The sequence below is a fragment of the Zoogloea ramigera genome, assembly GCF_006539865.1.
Lineage (GTDB): Bacteria > Pseudomonadota > Gammaproteobacteria > Burkholderiales > Rhodocyclaceae > Zoogloea > Zoogloea ramigera.
This window is the reverse complement of the sequence record NZ_BJNV01000025.1, coordinates 19,563-33,030: the sequence shown is the minus strand read 5'-3', so window position 1 is coordinate 33,030 and position 13,468 is coordinate 19,563. Positions and strand designations below refer to the sequence as shown.

At 70.5% G+C, this 13,468-nt stretch carries 12 protein-coding genes; 5 read left to right on the top strand and 7 right to left on the bottom strand.

What is annotated here, in order from left to right:
- Positions 1-55 precede the first annotated feature (55 nt).
- Both ZRA01_RS08960 and recJ read left to right on the top strand, forming a co-directional pair.
- Positions 56-1,081, top strand: coding sequence for a hypothetical protein (locus tag ZRA01_RS08960; RefSeq protein WP_141351391.1), 1,026 nt, complete (start codon positions 56-58; stop codon positions 1,079-1,081).
- A complete protein-coding gene (gene recJ, locus ZRA01_RS08955; protein WP_141351389.1) occupies positions 1,078-2,769 on the top strand; it encodes a single-stranded-DNA-specific exonuclease RecJ in 1,692 nt (563 codons plus the stop codon). Before ZRA01_RS08960 ends, recJ begins: the two co-directional genes overlap by 4 nt.
- Positions 2,770-2,907: 138 nt before the next feature.
- Here recJ and rbp read toward each other — a convergent pair whose 3' ends face one another.
- The 6 genes from rbp to ZRA01_RS08925 all read right to left on the bottom strand — a co-directional run bounded on the left by rbp (position 2,908) and on the right by ZRA01_RS08925 (position 7,167).
- Positions 2,908-3,306, bottom strand: a complete 399-nt coding sequence (gene rbp, locus ZRA01_RS08950; RefSeq protein ID WP_141351387.1) for an RNA-binding regulator — start codon at positions 3,304-3,306, stop codon at positions 2,908-2,910.
- A gap of 146 nt (positions 3,307-3,452) precedes the next feature.
- Entirely contained in the window at positions 3,453-3,725 is a 273-nt protein-coding gene (locus ZRA01_RS08945; protein WP_141351385.1) for a cytochrome C oxidase subunit IV family protein, read from the bottom strand.
- 12 nt (positions 3,726-3,737) lie between these two features.
- Entirely contained in the window at positions 3,738-4,355 is a 618-nt protein-coding gene (locus ZRA01_RS08940) for a cytochrome c oxidase subunit 3 family protein (RefSeq protein WP_246093493.1), read from the bottom strand.
- A gap of 155 nt (positions 4,356-4,510) precedes the next feature.
- Positions 4,511-5,098: an antibiotic biosynthesis monooxygenase gene (locus tag ZRA01_RS08935; protein ID WP_141351384.1), complete on the bottom strand. Its 588-nt coding sequence runs from the start codon at positions 5,096-5,098 to the stop codon at positions 4,511-4,513.
- A gap of 303 nt (positions 5,099-5,401) precedes the next feature.
- On the bottom strand, positions 5,402-6,838 hold the full coding sequence (locus ZRA01_RS08930; RefSeq protein WP_141351382.1) for an NAD-dependent succinate-semialdehyde dehydrogenase: 1,437 nt from the start codon (positions 6,836-6,838) through the stop codon (positions 5,402-5,404).
- An 83-nt stretch (positions 6,839-6,921) separates the two neighbouring features.
- Entirely contained in the window at positions 6,922-7,167 is a 246-nt protein-coding gene (locus ZRA01_RS08925; protein WP_141351380.1) for a hypothetical protein, read from the bottom strand.
- Positions 7,168-7,313: 146 nt separating this feature from the next.
- Between ZRA01_RS08925 and ZRA01_RS08920 the strand changes: the two genes are divergently transcribed.
- From ZRA01_RS08920 to ZRA01_RS08910, 3 genes are all read left to right on the top strand, one after another.
- Complete coding sequence (locus tag ZRA01_RS08920) at positions 7,314-8,237, top strand: LysR family transcriptional regulator (RefSeq protein WP_141351378.1); 924 nt, start codon at positions 7,314-7,316, stop codon at positions 8,235-8,237.
- 138 nt (positions 8,238-8,375) lie between these two features.
- A complete protein-coding gene (locus ZRA01_RS08915) occupies positions 8,376-10,073 on the top strand; it encodes a FecR domain-containing protein (protein ID WP_141351376.1) in 1,698 nt (565 codons plus the stop codon).
- A 26-nt stretch (positions 10,074-10,099) separates the two neighbouring features.
- Positions 10,100-12,913, top strand: coding sequence for an EAL domain-containing protein (locus ZRA01_RS08910; RefSeq protein WP_246093484.1), 2,814 nt, complete (start codon positions 10,100-10,102; stop codon positions 12,911-12,913).
- Here the strand turns inward: ZRA01_RS08910 and ZRA01_RS08905 are convergent.
- Positions 12,835-13,425, bottom strand: coding sequence for a class I SAM-dependent methyltransferase (locus tag ZRA01_RS08905; protein WP_218028688.1), 591 nt, complete (start codon positions 13,423-13,425; stop codon positions 12,835-12,837). The genes ZRA01_RS08910 and ZRA01_RS08905 overlap by 79 nt on opposite strands.
- Positions 13,426-13,468 lie beyond the last annotated feature (43 nt).

The following is a 13,468-nucleotide window of genomic DNA, read 5'->3' as shown; positions in this document are numbered from 1 at the left end:
CCCGGATTTTCGTTTTCCTATCCGGCACTTACCTGATCTTCACGGCCCACTGCCCATGCAGTTTCACCTCGTTCTGCCCGGTCTCGGCTGGGCCATCGGCCCATCTGCGGCCCTGCCCGCGCTGCCGGCTCTCGCCGCGCTGCTGGGCCACGCCCGCCACAGCTGGCTGCCCGCAAGCGCCCCCGAAACCTGGCTCGCCGCCCGTTTCGGGCTCGAGACCAGCCGCCTGCCCTACGCCGGCCTGCGCCGCGCCGGCGAAGCCACGCCGCCCGGCGCAGACGCCCACTGGCTGTGCGTCGACCCGGTGCATCTGCATTTCGCCCGCGAGCACCTGCTCCTGGCCGACGCCAGCATGCTGGCCATCCGCCGCGACGAAGCCGACGCGCTCATCAAAGGCCTCAACGACACCTTCGCCGACATCGGCCGCTTCGAGGCTCCGACCCCCGAGCGCTGGTACCTGGCCCTGCCCGACGAGCCCCAGCCCTTCTTCCACCCCCTCGCCGACGTCAATGGCCGCCCGGTGCAGCTGTTCATGCCCGAGGGCAACGACATCGCCCGCTGGGCCCGCCTCACCAACGAGATCGAGGTGTGGCTCTACAACCACCCGGTGAATGCCGCCCGCGAGGCCGCCGGCCAGCGCACCCTCAACGGCGTGTGGCTGTGGGGCGCCGGCCCCCGGGACATGCCGCTGCGGTCCCCCGCGCGCCAGGTGCAGGCCGACGCGCCCTTCACCCGCGGTCTGGCCCGCACGGCTGGCGCAGCCGTCGCCCCGGCCGACCGTTTCCGGCCCCACGCCGAGGGCGGCTTCGCCCACGTAGACAGCCTGCATCTGCCGGCCCTGCGCCACGACACCACCGCCTGGCTGGCCGGACTCGAGGCCCTCGAGCGCGACTGGTTCGCGCCGCTCCTCGCCGCCCTCAAGGCCAAGCAGATCCGCCGGCTCGTCATCAGCGCCCCCGGCGACAAGCACAGCCTGCAGATAGAAGTCGAAGCCAGCGGCCTGTGGAAGTTCTGGCGCAAGCCGCGGCCCCTCGCCGAGCTGCTCGCCACCGCCCCGCAAGTACAAGCACAGAATCCATGACCCGCATCCTGCCCCGCCCGGCGCCCGCCCGCGCCGTGACCCGCCTCATCGAAGCCGGCACCCATCCGCTGCTCGCCCGCATCTACGCCGCCCGCGGCATCCAGAGCCGCGACGAGCTCGACTACAGCCTCAAGTCGCTGCTGCCGCCGGCCCGCCTGAAGGGCGTCGATGACGCCGCCCGCCTGCTCGCCGACGCCATCGAGGCCGGCGCGCGGATGGTCATCGTCGCCGACTACGACTGCGACGGCGCCACCGCCTGCGCGGTGGGCATCCGCGCGCTCAGGGCCTTCGGCGCCGACGTGGGCTACCTCGTGCCCAACCGCTTCGAGTACGGCTACGGCCTCACCCCGGCCATCGTCGAGCTCGCCACCGGCCTCGAGCCCGAGGTGCTGATCACCGTCGACAACGGCATCGCCAGCGTCGAGGGCGTCGCCGCCGCCCGCGACCACGGCATCGCCACCGTCATCACCGACCACCACCTGCCCGGCGACGAGCTGCCCGAGGCCGACGTGATCGTGAACCCCAACCAGCCCGGCTGCGATTTCCCCAGCAAGGCGCTGGCTGGCGTCGGCGTGATGTTCTACACCATGCTCGCCCTGCGCGCCGAGCTGCGCGAGCGCGGCGCCTTCGCCGGCAAGGCCGAACCCAACCTGGCCGAGCTCCTCGACCTCGTCGCGCTGGGCACCGTCGCCGACGTGGTCAAGCTCGACCACAACAACCGCATCCTGGTGGCCCAGGGCCTCCAGCGGATGCGCGCCGACCGCATGCAGCCGGGCATCCGCGCGCTGTTCGCGGCGGCAGGCCGCGACGCCACCCGCGCCACCAGCTTCGACATGGGCTTCGCCCTCGGCCCGCGCCTCAACGCCGCCGGCCGCCTCGCCGACATGTCGCTGGGCATCGAGTGCCTGATCACCGACGACATGGGCCGCGCCCTCAACATCGCCCAGGAGCTCGACAAGCTGAACCGCGAGCGCCGCGCCATCGAGGCCGACATGCAGCAGGAGGCGATGGCCGGCCTCGACAGCATCGACCCCGGCAGCCACGCCAGCCTGACGCTCTTCCAGCCCGAGTGGCACCAGGGCGTGATCGGCATCCTGGCCGGGCGGATCAAGGAAAAATTCCACCGCCCCACCATCGCCTTTGCGCGGGGCAACGACGGCGAGATCAAGGGCTCCGGGCGCTCCATCCCCGGCCTGCACCTGCGCGACGCACTGGATCTCGTCACCAAGCAAGCACCGGATCTCATCCTCAGGTTCGGTGGCCACGCAATGGCCGCCGGCCTGACGATCCGCGAGACCGACCTGCCCCGCTTCGAGGCGATCTTCGAGAGCGTGGTACAGGGCCTCATCGACCCGGCCGACCTCACCCGCCGCCTCGAAACCGACGGTGCCCTCGAGGACAGCCTCTACAACCTCGAAACCGCCCGCCTGCTGGAGCGCGAGATCTGGGGCCAGGGCTTCGCCCCACCGGTCTTCGACGACACCTTCCGGGTCGAGAACCAGCGCATCCTGAAGGACAAGCACCTCAAGCTGCAGCTGAAAAAGGGCAACACCCGCATCGACGCGATCCAGTTCAACCATGCCGACCCAGCGGCCCCCAACATCCACGCGGCCTTCCGGCTGGCGGTGAATGAGTACAACGGGGTCGCCGGCATCCAGCTGATGCTGGAGCATTTCGAGGCCGCCTGAACCTCCGCCGGAGCACGGGCGCAAAAAAACCCGCTCACGCGGGTTTTTTATGAGCAGACACCACCAGATGACGCAAAGAGGGCACCGGGCGAAACCGGCGCACCCCGCGATCAGGGCATCCGCAAGGGCGTGGAACGATCAGTAACGACCGCCGCCGCCATAACCACCACCGCCGGCACCGCCGCCGGGCCCGCGACGGCCGCCACCACCGCCAAAGCCACCACCGCCACCACCTCCACCGCCGGGGCCACGACGACCGCCGCCGCCGCCAAAGCCGCCACTCCGCGGCTCCTGCGGGCGCGCTTCATTGACCGTGAGGTTGCGACCGTCGACGTTCTTGCCGTTGAGGGCGGCGATGGCCGCCTGCGCCTCCTGATCGGAACTCATTTCGACGAAACCGAACCCCTTGGAGCGGTTGGTTTCGCGATCCATGATCACCTGGGCCGAAACCACGGCCCCGAAGTCGGCGAACATCTCTTCAAGATGACCCTTGTCCACACTGTAGGCAAGGTTGCCCACATAAAGCTTAGTGCCCAATTGACGCGCTCCATTTGTGAAAGGCGGCCAGGAAGAGGTCCGCTGATTCAAACAATAGCAAGGCATTTCACGCGCGTCGAATGTTTTTATCCCTTTTGACAAGGGCAGCTGGAAGCACCCGGTACGCGCACGCCCGGCAGCACACCTCAGGCTGCCAGCCAGCTCGTGCCGCCGGCCACCAGAATGAGTGCCGGCACCACCACAAAATAAAGGCGCATCACGCTCCGCAGGCGCGACCCCTCCTCCTCGAGTCCCATGTAGTGGCGGATCACCAGCAGGCCCTTCGCCGCCACGATCAGCGCCACCACCAGCGCGGTGGCCACCACCGGCAAGCCCTCCTCGCCCAGCCAGGCGCTGCCGAGGGTCAATGCCACCAGCGCCAGCCACACCAGGGTGACGCGTTTCTCTTGCGTGTCCATGCTCGGCCCTCCTCAGCGCAGCACGTAAAGCAACGGGAAGATCACGATCCAGGCCAGGTCGGTGGCGTGCCAGTAAAGGGTGGCCGCCTCCAGGCCTTCGTGGTCTTCCGCGCTGTAGGCGCCGAACTCGTTGCGCAGGATCACCCAGATCAGGCCCAGGCAGCCCCACACCACGTGCACCAGGTGATTGAAGGTGAGGTAGTAGTACATGGCCACGAAGCTGTTGCCGGTGCCCACAACGCCGTGGTCGATGTTCCAGCTGAACTCCCAGGCCTTGATGCCGAGAAACGCGAGCCCGCCAAGCAAGGTGCCGATCAGCCAGTTGCGGGCGCTGCGCCGGTCGTTGCGCTGGATCGCCAGCAGCGCGCGCACCGCGAAGTAGCCGCTCGTCAGCATCGTCACGGTGTTGGCCACGCCGCAGGCGGTGTAGAGCATCGCCGGCCCGCGGTGGAAGTCTTCCGGATGGGTGTATTTGAACCAGGCGTAGGCAAGGAACATCAGCGCAAACTCGGCGAGTTCGCACAGGATGCCCACCCAGATGCCCCGGTTGCCCGGCACGCTGCCCTTGAGCTCGGTCGATGGCGGCACCATCGAACCCATTACGCCCATCGACTTCATCGCCAGCTCCATCGTGCATGCTCCCGTAGATGGCGCCCGTCAAGACGACAGCACGCCCATCCCGAACCCTACAGGCTTATCGAGGCACGCTGCGCTGCAAATTATTCCGACGATTGACAGTCATCAAGGATCGCCTCCGCGCACCCCGGCGGCGGCTGGAACACCGCCTATTTTTTTGCGTGGGGGTTGAGGAAACCCCTCATCCAGCGGGTCAGGCGCGGCATCACCACCCAGGTCATGGTCATCACGATCAGCCCGGTGAGGAGCGCCGTGCGGGGCAGGAAGGGCAGCCCCTGCAGGTAGGGCAGCACGAAGTACAGGAAGAAAGACACCGTGGGGAAGATCCCCAGCCAGGTCACCACCGCCATGCGAACCCGGGGCGGGTGCATCGAGGCCGGCACCACCGCCGGCGCGAACCAGGCCTCCAGGCCCGACAGGCTGCGGTATTCGGGCTCGGCCTCGGCCACCTCGCGCATCCGCGCATGGATGGCGGCGCGGGCCGGGCAGGCATCCCAGGCCGCCAGATCGGCCTCGGAGGCAAAGTTGATCACCACCTGGTAGTCGCCCCCCGGCGCCTCCGGCGGCAGCAGGTCAGCCGCCAGAAAGCCCTTGCTGGCGCGCATCTGGCCGAACATCTCGCGGACCAGCGCCTCGTAGGCCGCCTCCTGGCCTGGCCGGGCACGGCGGCGGGCGATGCGGGTGACGTGGCCGGGCACGGCCGGAGCGCTGGCGGGGATGTTGGTGGTGGCTTCCATTTTGGGCTTTCCTGTTGAACCTAGAAACGGTAGTTGGACGCGCCTGCTGGTGCGTCTGGGCGGGTGTCTGGCGCGAAGCGACAACGCTGCAGGCTCGTGCCTGCAAGGCGGAGCGACAAAGCCAGGCGCCCGCCCAGGCGTACCAGCGGGCGTGTAGCGCGCTCACCCTCCGGGTGGGCGTCGGCGAAGGCACTATCGCAAGTGGTCATGCGGTTTTCGAGGCTACAGAAAGCGGTCAACTGCCGCTTCTAGGTTGAAACAAGGCTGGGGCCGGCCCCCCGCAGTGGCGGGCCGGCAGGACACTCAGACGTTGGCGATCGACACCGCGCGGCTGTTGAGGTAGGCCTCGAGGGCCTCCGGGCCGCCCTCCGAGCCGTAGCCGGAGTCCTTGACGCCGCCAAAGGGCATCTCGGGCAGCGGCAGCGCGGGCTGATTGATCCACAACATGCCCGCCTCGACCCGCTGGCTGAGCAGGTGGGCGTTCTTCAGCGAGCGGGTGAAGGCGTAGGCGGCGAGGCCGTAGGGCAGGCGGTTGGCCTCGGCGATGGCCTCTTCGAGCGTATTGAAGGCGCGGATCGCCGCCACCGGGCCGAAGGGCTCGTCGTTGAAGACGCGGGCATCCAGCGGCACGTCGGTGAGCACCGTGGGCGCGAAGAAGTTGCCCGCCTCACCGATGCGCGCGCCGCCGGTGGCCACCGTCGCGCCGCGCTGGACCGCGTCTTCGAGCATGCCGGCCATCGCGACGATGCGGCGCGGGTTGGCCAGCGGGCCCATCTGGGTGCCTTCGGCGAGGCCGTCGCCCACCTTCAGCGACTGGGCGTGGCGGGCCAGCGCGGCGGCGAAGTCGTTGCGGATGCTCTCGTGCACCAGAAAGCGGGTCGGCGAGATGCACACCTGGCCGGCGTTGCGGAACTTGGCCGCGCCGGAGCTCTTCACCGCCAGCTCGAGGTCAGCGTCCTCGGCGACGATCACCGGGGCGTGGCCGCCCAGCTCCATCGTGACGCGCTTCATGTGCTGGCCGGCCAGCGCGGCGAGCTGCTTGCCCACCACCGTCGAGCCGGTGAAGCTGATCTTGCGGATCACCGGGTGGGGGATCAGGTGGCCGGAAATCTCGGCCGGGTTGCCATACACCAGGCCGATCACGCCGGCCGGCACGCCTGCATCGGCAAAGGCGCGCAGCAGCGCGGCGGGCGCCGCCGGAGTCTCCTCGGCGGCCTTGACGATGATCGAGCAGCCGGTGGTAAGCGCCGCCGACACCTTGCGCACCGCCTGGTTGATCGGGAAGTTCCACGGCGTGAAGGCCGCCACCGGGCCCACCGGGTCCTTCACCACCAGCTGGCGCACGGCCGGGTTGCGGGTCGGCACGATGCGGCCATAAACGCGCATGCCCTCGTCGGCGAACCACTCGATGATGTCGGCGGCGGCCATCGTCTCGATCTTCGCCTCGGCCAGCGGCTTGCCGTTTTCCTGGGTGAGAGCCGCTGCGATGCCGTCGGCCCGCTCGCGCATCAGCCCCGCCGCCCGCCGCATGATGCGGCCGCGTTCGATGGCCGGCACGTCGCGCCAGGCCTCGAAGCCCTTCTGCGCGGCCGCCAGCGCCCGGTCGAGGTCGGCGATGCCGGCGTGGGCAACGCGGCCGATCTCGGCGCCGGTGGCCGGGTTGAAGACGGGCAGCGTGCGGCCATCGGCGGCGTCCTGCCATTGACCATCGATCAGCAACTGGGTGTCGGGGTAGCTCATTCGGCGATCCTTTTCGGTTGGGGTGTCAGCAGCGGGCGATTGTCGGGCAACACGCGCCGGCCGGTCCAGTGCGTTGCGGTGGTTCAGGCCGGGCAGCCGCTGCGGCCCTGGCGCAGCTGGCCGAGGGATTTCTTGAGCCCACCGATCACCTCGCTCAGCACCCGGTGCTGGACGTGCCAGATCGGGGCCGCGGCGATCGCCTGATCGGCCGACTTGAGCGCGCGGCGGAACAGCTCGTTCTCGACGCGCAGGCGCTCGATCTCGTCCGCCGCCTGATCGCGCAGCGCAATGTGCTCGGGGTTCACACGAAGGGTTTCGACGATGTCCATTTTGCGGTCCTCTCTTGCCGGGCTCGCCGCGCTCCCGGGTTCGGGAGGATGGCGGCGGCCTCTGATATGGATTGCATTCTAGGGCGCCCCTACCCATATTTGAAATTTATAATCCGTATTTGACCCATAACCACAGCAGATCACTCATGGACATCCACCCCACCGACCTGCGCCGGATCGACCTCAACCTGCTCGTCTCGCTGGACGCGCTGCTGGCCGAATGCAACGTCACCCGCGCCGCCGAGCGCCTCCACCTTAGCCAGCCGGCCCTGTCGGCCCAGCTCGGCAAGCTGCGTCATATCTTCGGCGACCCCCTGCTGCTGCCCGCCGAGACCGGCCGCGGCATGACGCCCACCGCCCGCGCGCTGGCCCTGGGCGCGCCACTGCGCTCGGCGCTGAAGGACCTGGAGGCGGTGGTCTGCCACCAGCCGAGCTTCGACCCCTTCACCGACGTGCGCACCTTCCAGATCGCCGCCAACGACAACGCGATGACCGTGATCGGCCTGCCGCTCATCGAGACGCTCGCCGCCCACGCTGGCCCCGGCGTGCGCATCGCCTTCCGCACCCCCGAGGTGGCGCTGATCGCCAACCAGATGGAGCGCGGCGAGGTCGACCTGCTGATCGCCACCGAACGCCTGGTGCCCGACAACATGAAGACCCGCCCGCTCATCGACGGTCGCTTCGTGATGGCCCAGCGCAAGGGCCACCCGCGCGGCACCGGCCCCCTCGACCTCGACGCCTACTGCACGCTGCAGCATGTGCTCGTCGCCGAGATCGGCGGGCGCTTGAGCGGCTATGTGGACGAGGCCCTCGACAAGCTAGGGCGCCGCCGCAACGTGGTGCTTTCAGTCGAAAAATTCATGCTTGTGCCCGAAATCCTGCGCAATTCCGACTACGTCTGCACCCTCCCCGCCACGCTGATGACGCGCTTCGCCGGGGCCCTCGACATGTTCGAGCTGCCCTACGACGACAAGGGTTTCCGCCTCGGCATGGCCTGGCACCCGCGCAACCACGCCGACCCGGCCGTCAGCTGGCTGCGGGATCTCGTGGTGCGCCTCGTGCCGGGCTGAACGGCACGCGCCCGGCAATACCCGAAGCGGGTCATGAAACAAAATTCCACATATGATGATGACTTCATCAATAATGCAGCCCTGGCCGCCACAGGCCCTCCGCCTTTCCCGACGATCAACACGTAGAGAAGACACAGCGTGCAGTTTCACGACCCCCTCAGCGCAGCACCCTCCACTGGCGCGGCTCAGCCTGCCCCCACCACGGTTTTCCGGCGCGGGGCGCTCTGCCGCCCGCTCGCCGCCCTGGCCCTCTTCCTTAGCGCCGCCGGGCCGGCCAGCGCTGCGGACGACTACATCTACGTGGTGCGCGCCGGCGACAGCCCCTGGAACATCACCACCCGCTACCTCAAGTCCATCGACCACTGGCCGCAGCTCCAGCAGTACAACCGCATCATCAGCCCCGACACCATCCCGCCCGGCACCCAGCTGCGCATTCCGGCCGGCTGGCTGCGCAGCCGCGCGCGCCCGGTGCGGATCACCGACCTCCAGGGCCAGGTCGAGGTGCTCAACCGCGGCGCCGCGCAGCTACTTGAGCGCGGCATGACCATCGTCGAGGGCAGCCTGCTGCGCACCGGCGCCAACGGCAGCCTCACCCTGCTGCTGCCCGACGGCAGCCGCAGCCTCGTCGGCCCCGACACCGAGCTGCGCCTCAGCACCGCCCGCCAGATCGAAGCCTCCTCGGGCGGGCAGATCAAGATGGAGCTCCTCCGCGGCTACGTCGAGAACAAGATCACCGACAAACGCAAGAGCGGCGGGCGCTTCATCATCGACACCCCGTCCGGCGTCACCGCGGTGCGCGGCACCCGCTTCCGGGTCACCGAAGCCGGCCGCGTGCTGCGCACCGAAACCCTCGAAGGCGAGGTCGAGCTGCGCAACCGCGCCGGCCGCAGCATCATGAAGGCCGGCACCGGCGTCAGCGCCCCGGCGGGCCAGGCCCCGGGCGCCGCCCAGGCCCTGCTGCCCGCGCCGCGCCTCGACGCCCTGCCAGAGCGCATCGACCGCCTGCCGGCCAGCCTCGAGCTCCCCGCCGTCCCCGGCGCCGTCCGCTACCGAAGCCAGTTCGCCCCCGAGGCCGGCTTCTCGGTGATCGAATCCGACCAGCTCGCCAGCCGCCCCCAGGCCCGCGCCCCGGCCGAGCTCCCCGACGGCGTGCACCGCATCCGCGTGCGGGCCATCGCCGACAACGGCCTCGAGGGCTTCGACGCCGAGCGGACCATCGTCATCGACGCCCGCCCCGAACCGCCCTTCCCCAGCCAGCCGGCGGGGGGCAGCGTCGTCACCGACGACACCCCCGCCTTCAGCTGGGCGAAGGTCGCCGACGCCACCCAGTACCACTTCCAGCTCGCCACCGACGCCGGCTTCCAGCAGCGCGTCGCCGAGCGGGACGGCCTGGCCGAAGCCCAGTTCACGCTGCCCGACGGCCTCGCCCCCGGCGCCTACTTCTGGCGCGTCGCCGTCACCACCGCCGCCGAGGGCCGCGGCCCCTTCTCCGACCCGCAAGCCTTCCGGCGGCCGCCCCCCGGCCCCCAGGCCGAACCGCCCCGGCTCGGCATCGGCAGCCTCGAGCTCCGCTGGCGGGCCAGCGGCGCCGACCACCGCTACCAGGTCCAGCTGAGCACCGACCCGGCCTTCGCCGCCCCCGAGCACGACCTCCAGACCGACGCCCCGGCCCTGTCGATGGAAGCGCCCGCCCCCGGCGTCCACCATGTGCGCATCCGCAGCCTCGAGCCCGGCAGCCCGCCCGGGCCGTGGGGCAAGCCGCAACAGATCGAGATCCCGCGGGATTACTGGAAAACCATGCTGCTCGTGCTGCCCGCACTCCTCTTCGTGCTGTGAGCCCGAGGTCCCCCATCCGCCGGTGGTTGCAGGCGCGCACGGGCTGGCTTCTCGTAATCGTCCCGACCGCGCTGGCGGCGCTCGCCAACCCGAGCCCGCTGGAGCGCCTCGACCTGCTGCTGTATGACAGCCTCGAGCCCCTGGTGGCCCCTGCCCCCGCGGCCGAGCCGCCGGCGGTCATCGTCGCCATCGACGAGCCCAGCCTCGCCGCCCTCGGCCGCTGGCCGTGGGACCGCGACGTGCACGGCCGCCTGCTCGACCGGCTCGGCGAAGCCGGCGCTGCGGCGGTCGGCGTGTCCATCCTGTTCGCCGAGCCCGGCGCGGGCGACTCCCAGCTCGCCGCCGCCCTCGCCCGCTCGGGCCGCGTGAGCCTGCCGGTGGCGCCGGCCGAAGCCCCCGTCGGCCGCGGCGTGCAGGCCCTCCTGCCGCTGCCGGCGCTGGCCGCCGGGGCGGCCGCCCTCGGCCATGTCGATGTCGAGCTCGACGCCGACGCCCTCGTCCGCCGCACCTTCCGCCACGCCGGCCTCGGCAGCGCCCACTGGCCGGCCCTGTCGGTGGCTGTCGCCGAGGCCACCCGGCCGGCCAGCGCGAGCCCCCCGCCCACGCCCCAGGCCGTGGGCCTCATCATCGCCTCGCCCACCCAATGGGTGCGCGACGGTGAAATGCTGCTGCCTTACCCGCAGCAACGCGACGCCCCGCCGGTTTACTCCTACATCGACGTCCTGCGCGCGCCGTCCCTGGCCGGCGCGCTGGCCGGCAAGGCGGTCTTCGTGGGCGCGATGGCGGCCGGCCTCGACGCCGGGCTCGCCACCCCCGACGCCGCCAACGGGCACCCGATGCCCGCCGTCGAGTTCCACGCCCGCGCCTACCAGGCCCTGCTGGCCGGGCGCGTCTACAGCACCGCCACGCCGGCCCTCACCCTCGCCGCCACCCTGCTACTGCTGCTGGCGGCGATGCTCCTGCGCACCGAGCGCCGGGCTATCCAGATCCCCCTCGCCGCCGGCGGGCTGCTGCTGCCGTTTGCGGCAAGCGGCCTGCTGCTGCGCGAGGCGCAGCTCTGGCTGCCGCCCGCCGCCGCCGCGGGGGGCATCCTGGGCGGGCATCTGCTGTCCCTGGTGCTGCGCCACATCGACGCCCGCCGCAGCCTGCGCCGGGCCCGCCACCAGGCCGACGCCACCCTGCGCTCGATCGCCGACGGGGTGGTCTCGGTGGATCGCGGCGGCAACATCCTGTTCATCAACCCGGTGGCCGAGGCGCTGCTCGGGGCCGGCCTCGCAGAGCTCGGCGGGCAGCCCCTCGCGCCCCTACTGGTGCGCTTCACCGCCGACGCCGGGCAGCTCGAGGCGCTCATCCAGCGCTGCATCGCCAGCGGCCGCCAGTTCCAGCTCGCCGGCCCGCTGGCCTGGGCCGGCGCCGGCGGCGCCCGCCACATGCTCACCGTCACCCTCGCCCCCATCGACAGCGACGAGGGTGGCGCCGTGCTGGCCTTCCACGACGTCACCGAGAGCGTCGCCTCCACCACTCGCCTGATCCACGAGGCCACCCACGACCCCCTCACCGGCCTGCCCAATCGCAGCCTGCTGCTCGACCGCCTGCACCGGGCGATCGCCCGCAGCGCCCGCTCGGGCAGCGTGGTGGCGGTGCTGTTCATCGACCTCGACCGCTTCAAGCGCATCAACGACAGCCTCGGCCACCACTGCGGCGACCTCGTGCTGCAAGCTGTCGCCCGGCGCCTGCTGGCCGCGGTGCGCGCCGAGGACACCGTGTCGCGCTGGGGCGGCGACGAGTTCATCGTGCTCCTCGACGGCATTGCCGACCGCCGCTCGGTGGCCGACATCGCCGGCAAGCTCATCGCCCTGCTCGACCAGGAGATCGACAGCGTCGACGTGCGCGGCCTGCTCCTCGCCTGCAGCATCGGCATCAGCATCGGCCCCGACGACAGCCAGGACGCCGACACCCTGCTGTCGATGGCCGACAAGGCCATGTACCAGGGCAAGACGGACGGCGGCCGCAATTTCACCTTCTATTCGGCCGAAATGAACGTCTGGTCGCGGGACCGGCTGAGCACCGAGAGCGCCCTGCGCGGGGCCCTCTCCAATGGCGAGTTCGAGCTCTTCTACCAGCCCCAGGTGTCCCTCAGCGGGCGGCGCCTGGTGGGCCTCGAGTCGCTCATCCGCTGGCGCCGCCCCGGCTTCGGGCTGGTCCCGCCCGACCAGTTCATCCCCGCCGCCGAGGAGAGCGGCTACATCCGCAGCATTGGCGAGTGGGTCATCCGCGAAGCCTGCGCCCAGCTGGCCCGCTGGTCCGCCGAGGGCTTCACGCTGGTGCCGGTGGCCATCAACGTCTCGTCGCGGCAGTGCGCCGACATGGCCATCGTCGACACCATCCGCGACGCCCTCGCCCACAGCCGGCTCGACCCGCAGCTGCTCAAGATCGAGCTCACCGAATCCACCGCCATGCACAAGCCCGACTTCGTCGCCGAGCTGCTGCTGCGGGTGGCCGAGCTGGGGGTGGGCATCTCGGTGGACGATTTCGGCACCGGCTACTCGTCGCTGTCCTACCTCAAGCGCTTCCCGGTGTCCGAGCTCAAGATCGACCGCAGCTTCGTGGCCGGCATCACCCACGGCGGCGACGACGCCGCCATCGTCCAGGGCACCATCGCCCTCGCCCACGGCCTCGGCAAGACCGTCGTCGCCGAAGGCGTCGAGACCGACGAGCAGCTGCGCTTCCTCACCCAGCTCGGCTGCGACACCGCGCAGGGCTACCTGTTTGCCCGCCCGCTGCCGGCGGCGGAAGTGCGGGGGTGGCTGGAGGCGGAAGGCGCGTCCGGGCAAGCGTAGCCCGCGACGTCGCCGGCGGGCGGGCCCGATTCAGGTCGGAAGCGCTCATCGCGGGCTGGCTCCAGATTGAGCACGCCGTAGCTGATGAGGGCCACTACGCCGCCCGGCGCGCCCACCCGACGAACCTCGCGGTAGAAGGCGGGCAGGTCGAACCAATGGGCGGCCTGGGCGACGGTGATCAGGCTGGCGCTGCCATCGGCGAGGTGGAGTTGTTCGGCCGGTGCGCACCCACAGGTGACGCGCTCGCCAGGGGGTGGTGTTTGCGATCTGGTCGATGCTGGAGTCGAGGCCGACGACCGCACGGAAGAGCGGCGCGAAAAACGATGGGAGGCGGTGTCGGGCTGCGGCCCGGGAAGCACCTCGCCCACCGCGCCGGGGGGGGCGAGGTTCAGGGGATCGACATCGACCTTCCGAACCTCGACATCGACCCTCCGAGCCTCGAGATCGACCCTCGGAAGATGGACATTGACCTTCGGAGCCTCGATATCGACCTTCCGAGCCTCGACATCCACCTTCCGAGGATGAACATCGACCTTCCGAGCCTCGATATCGACC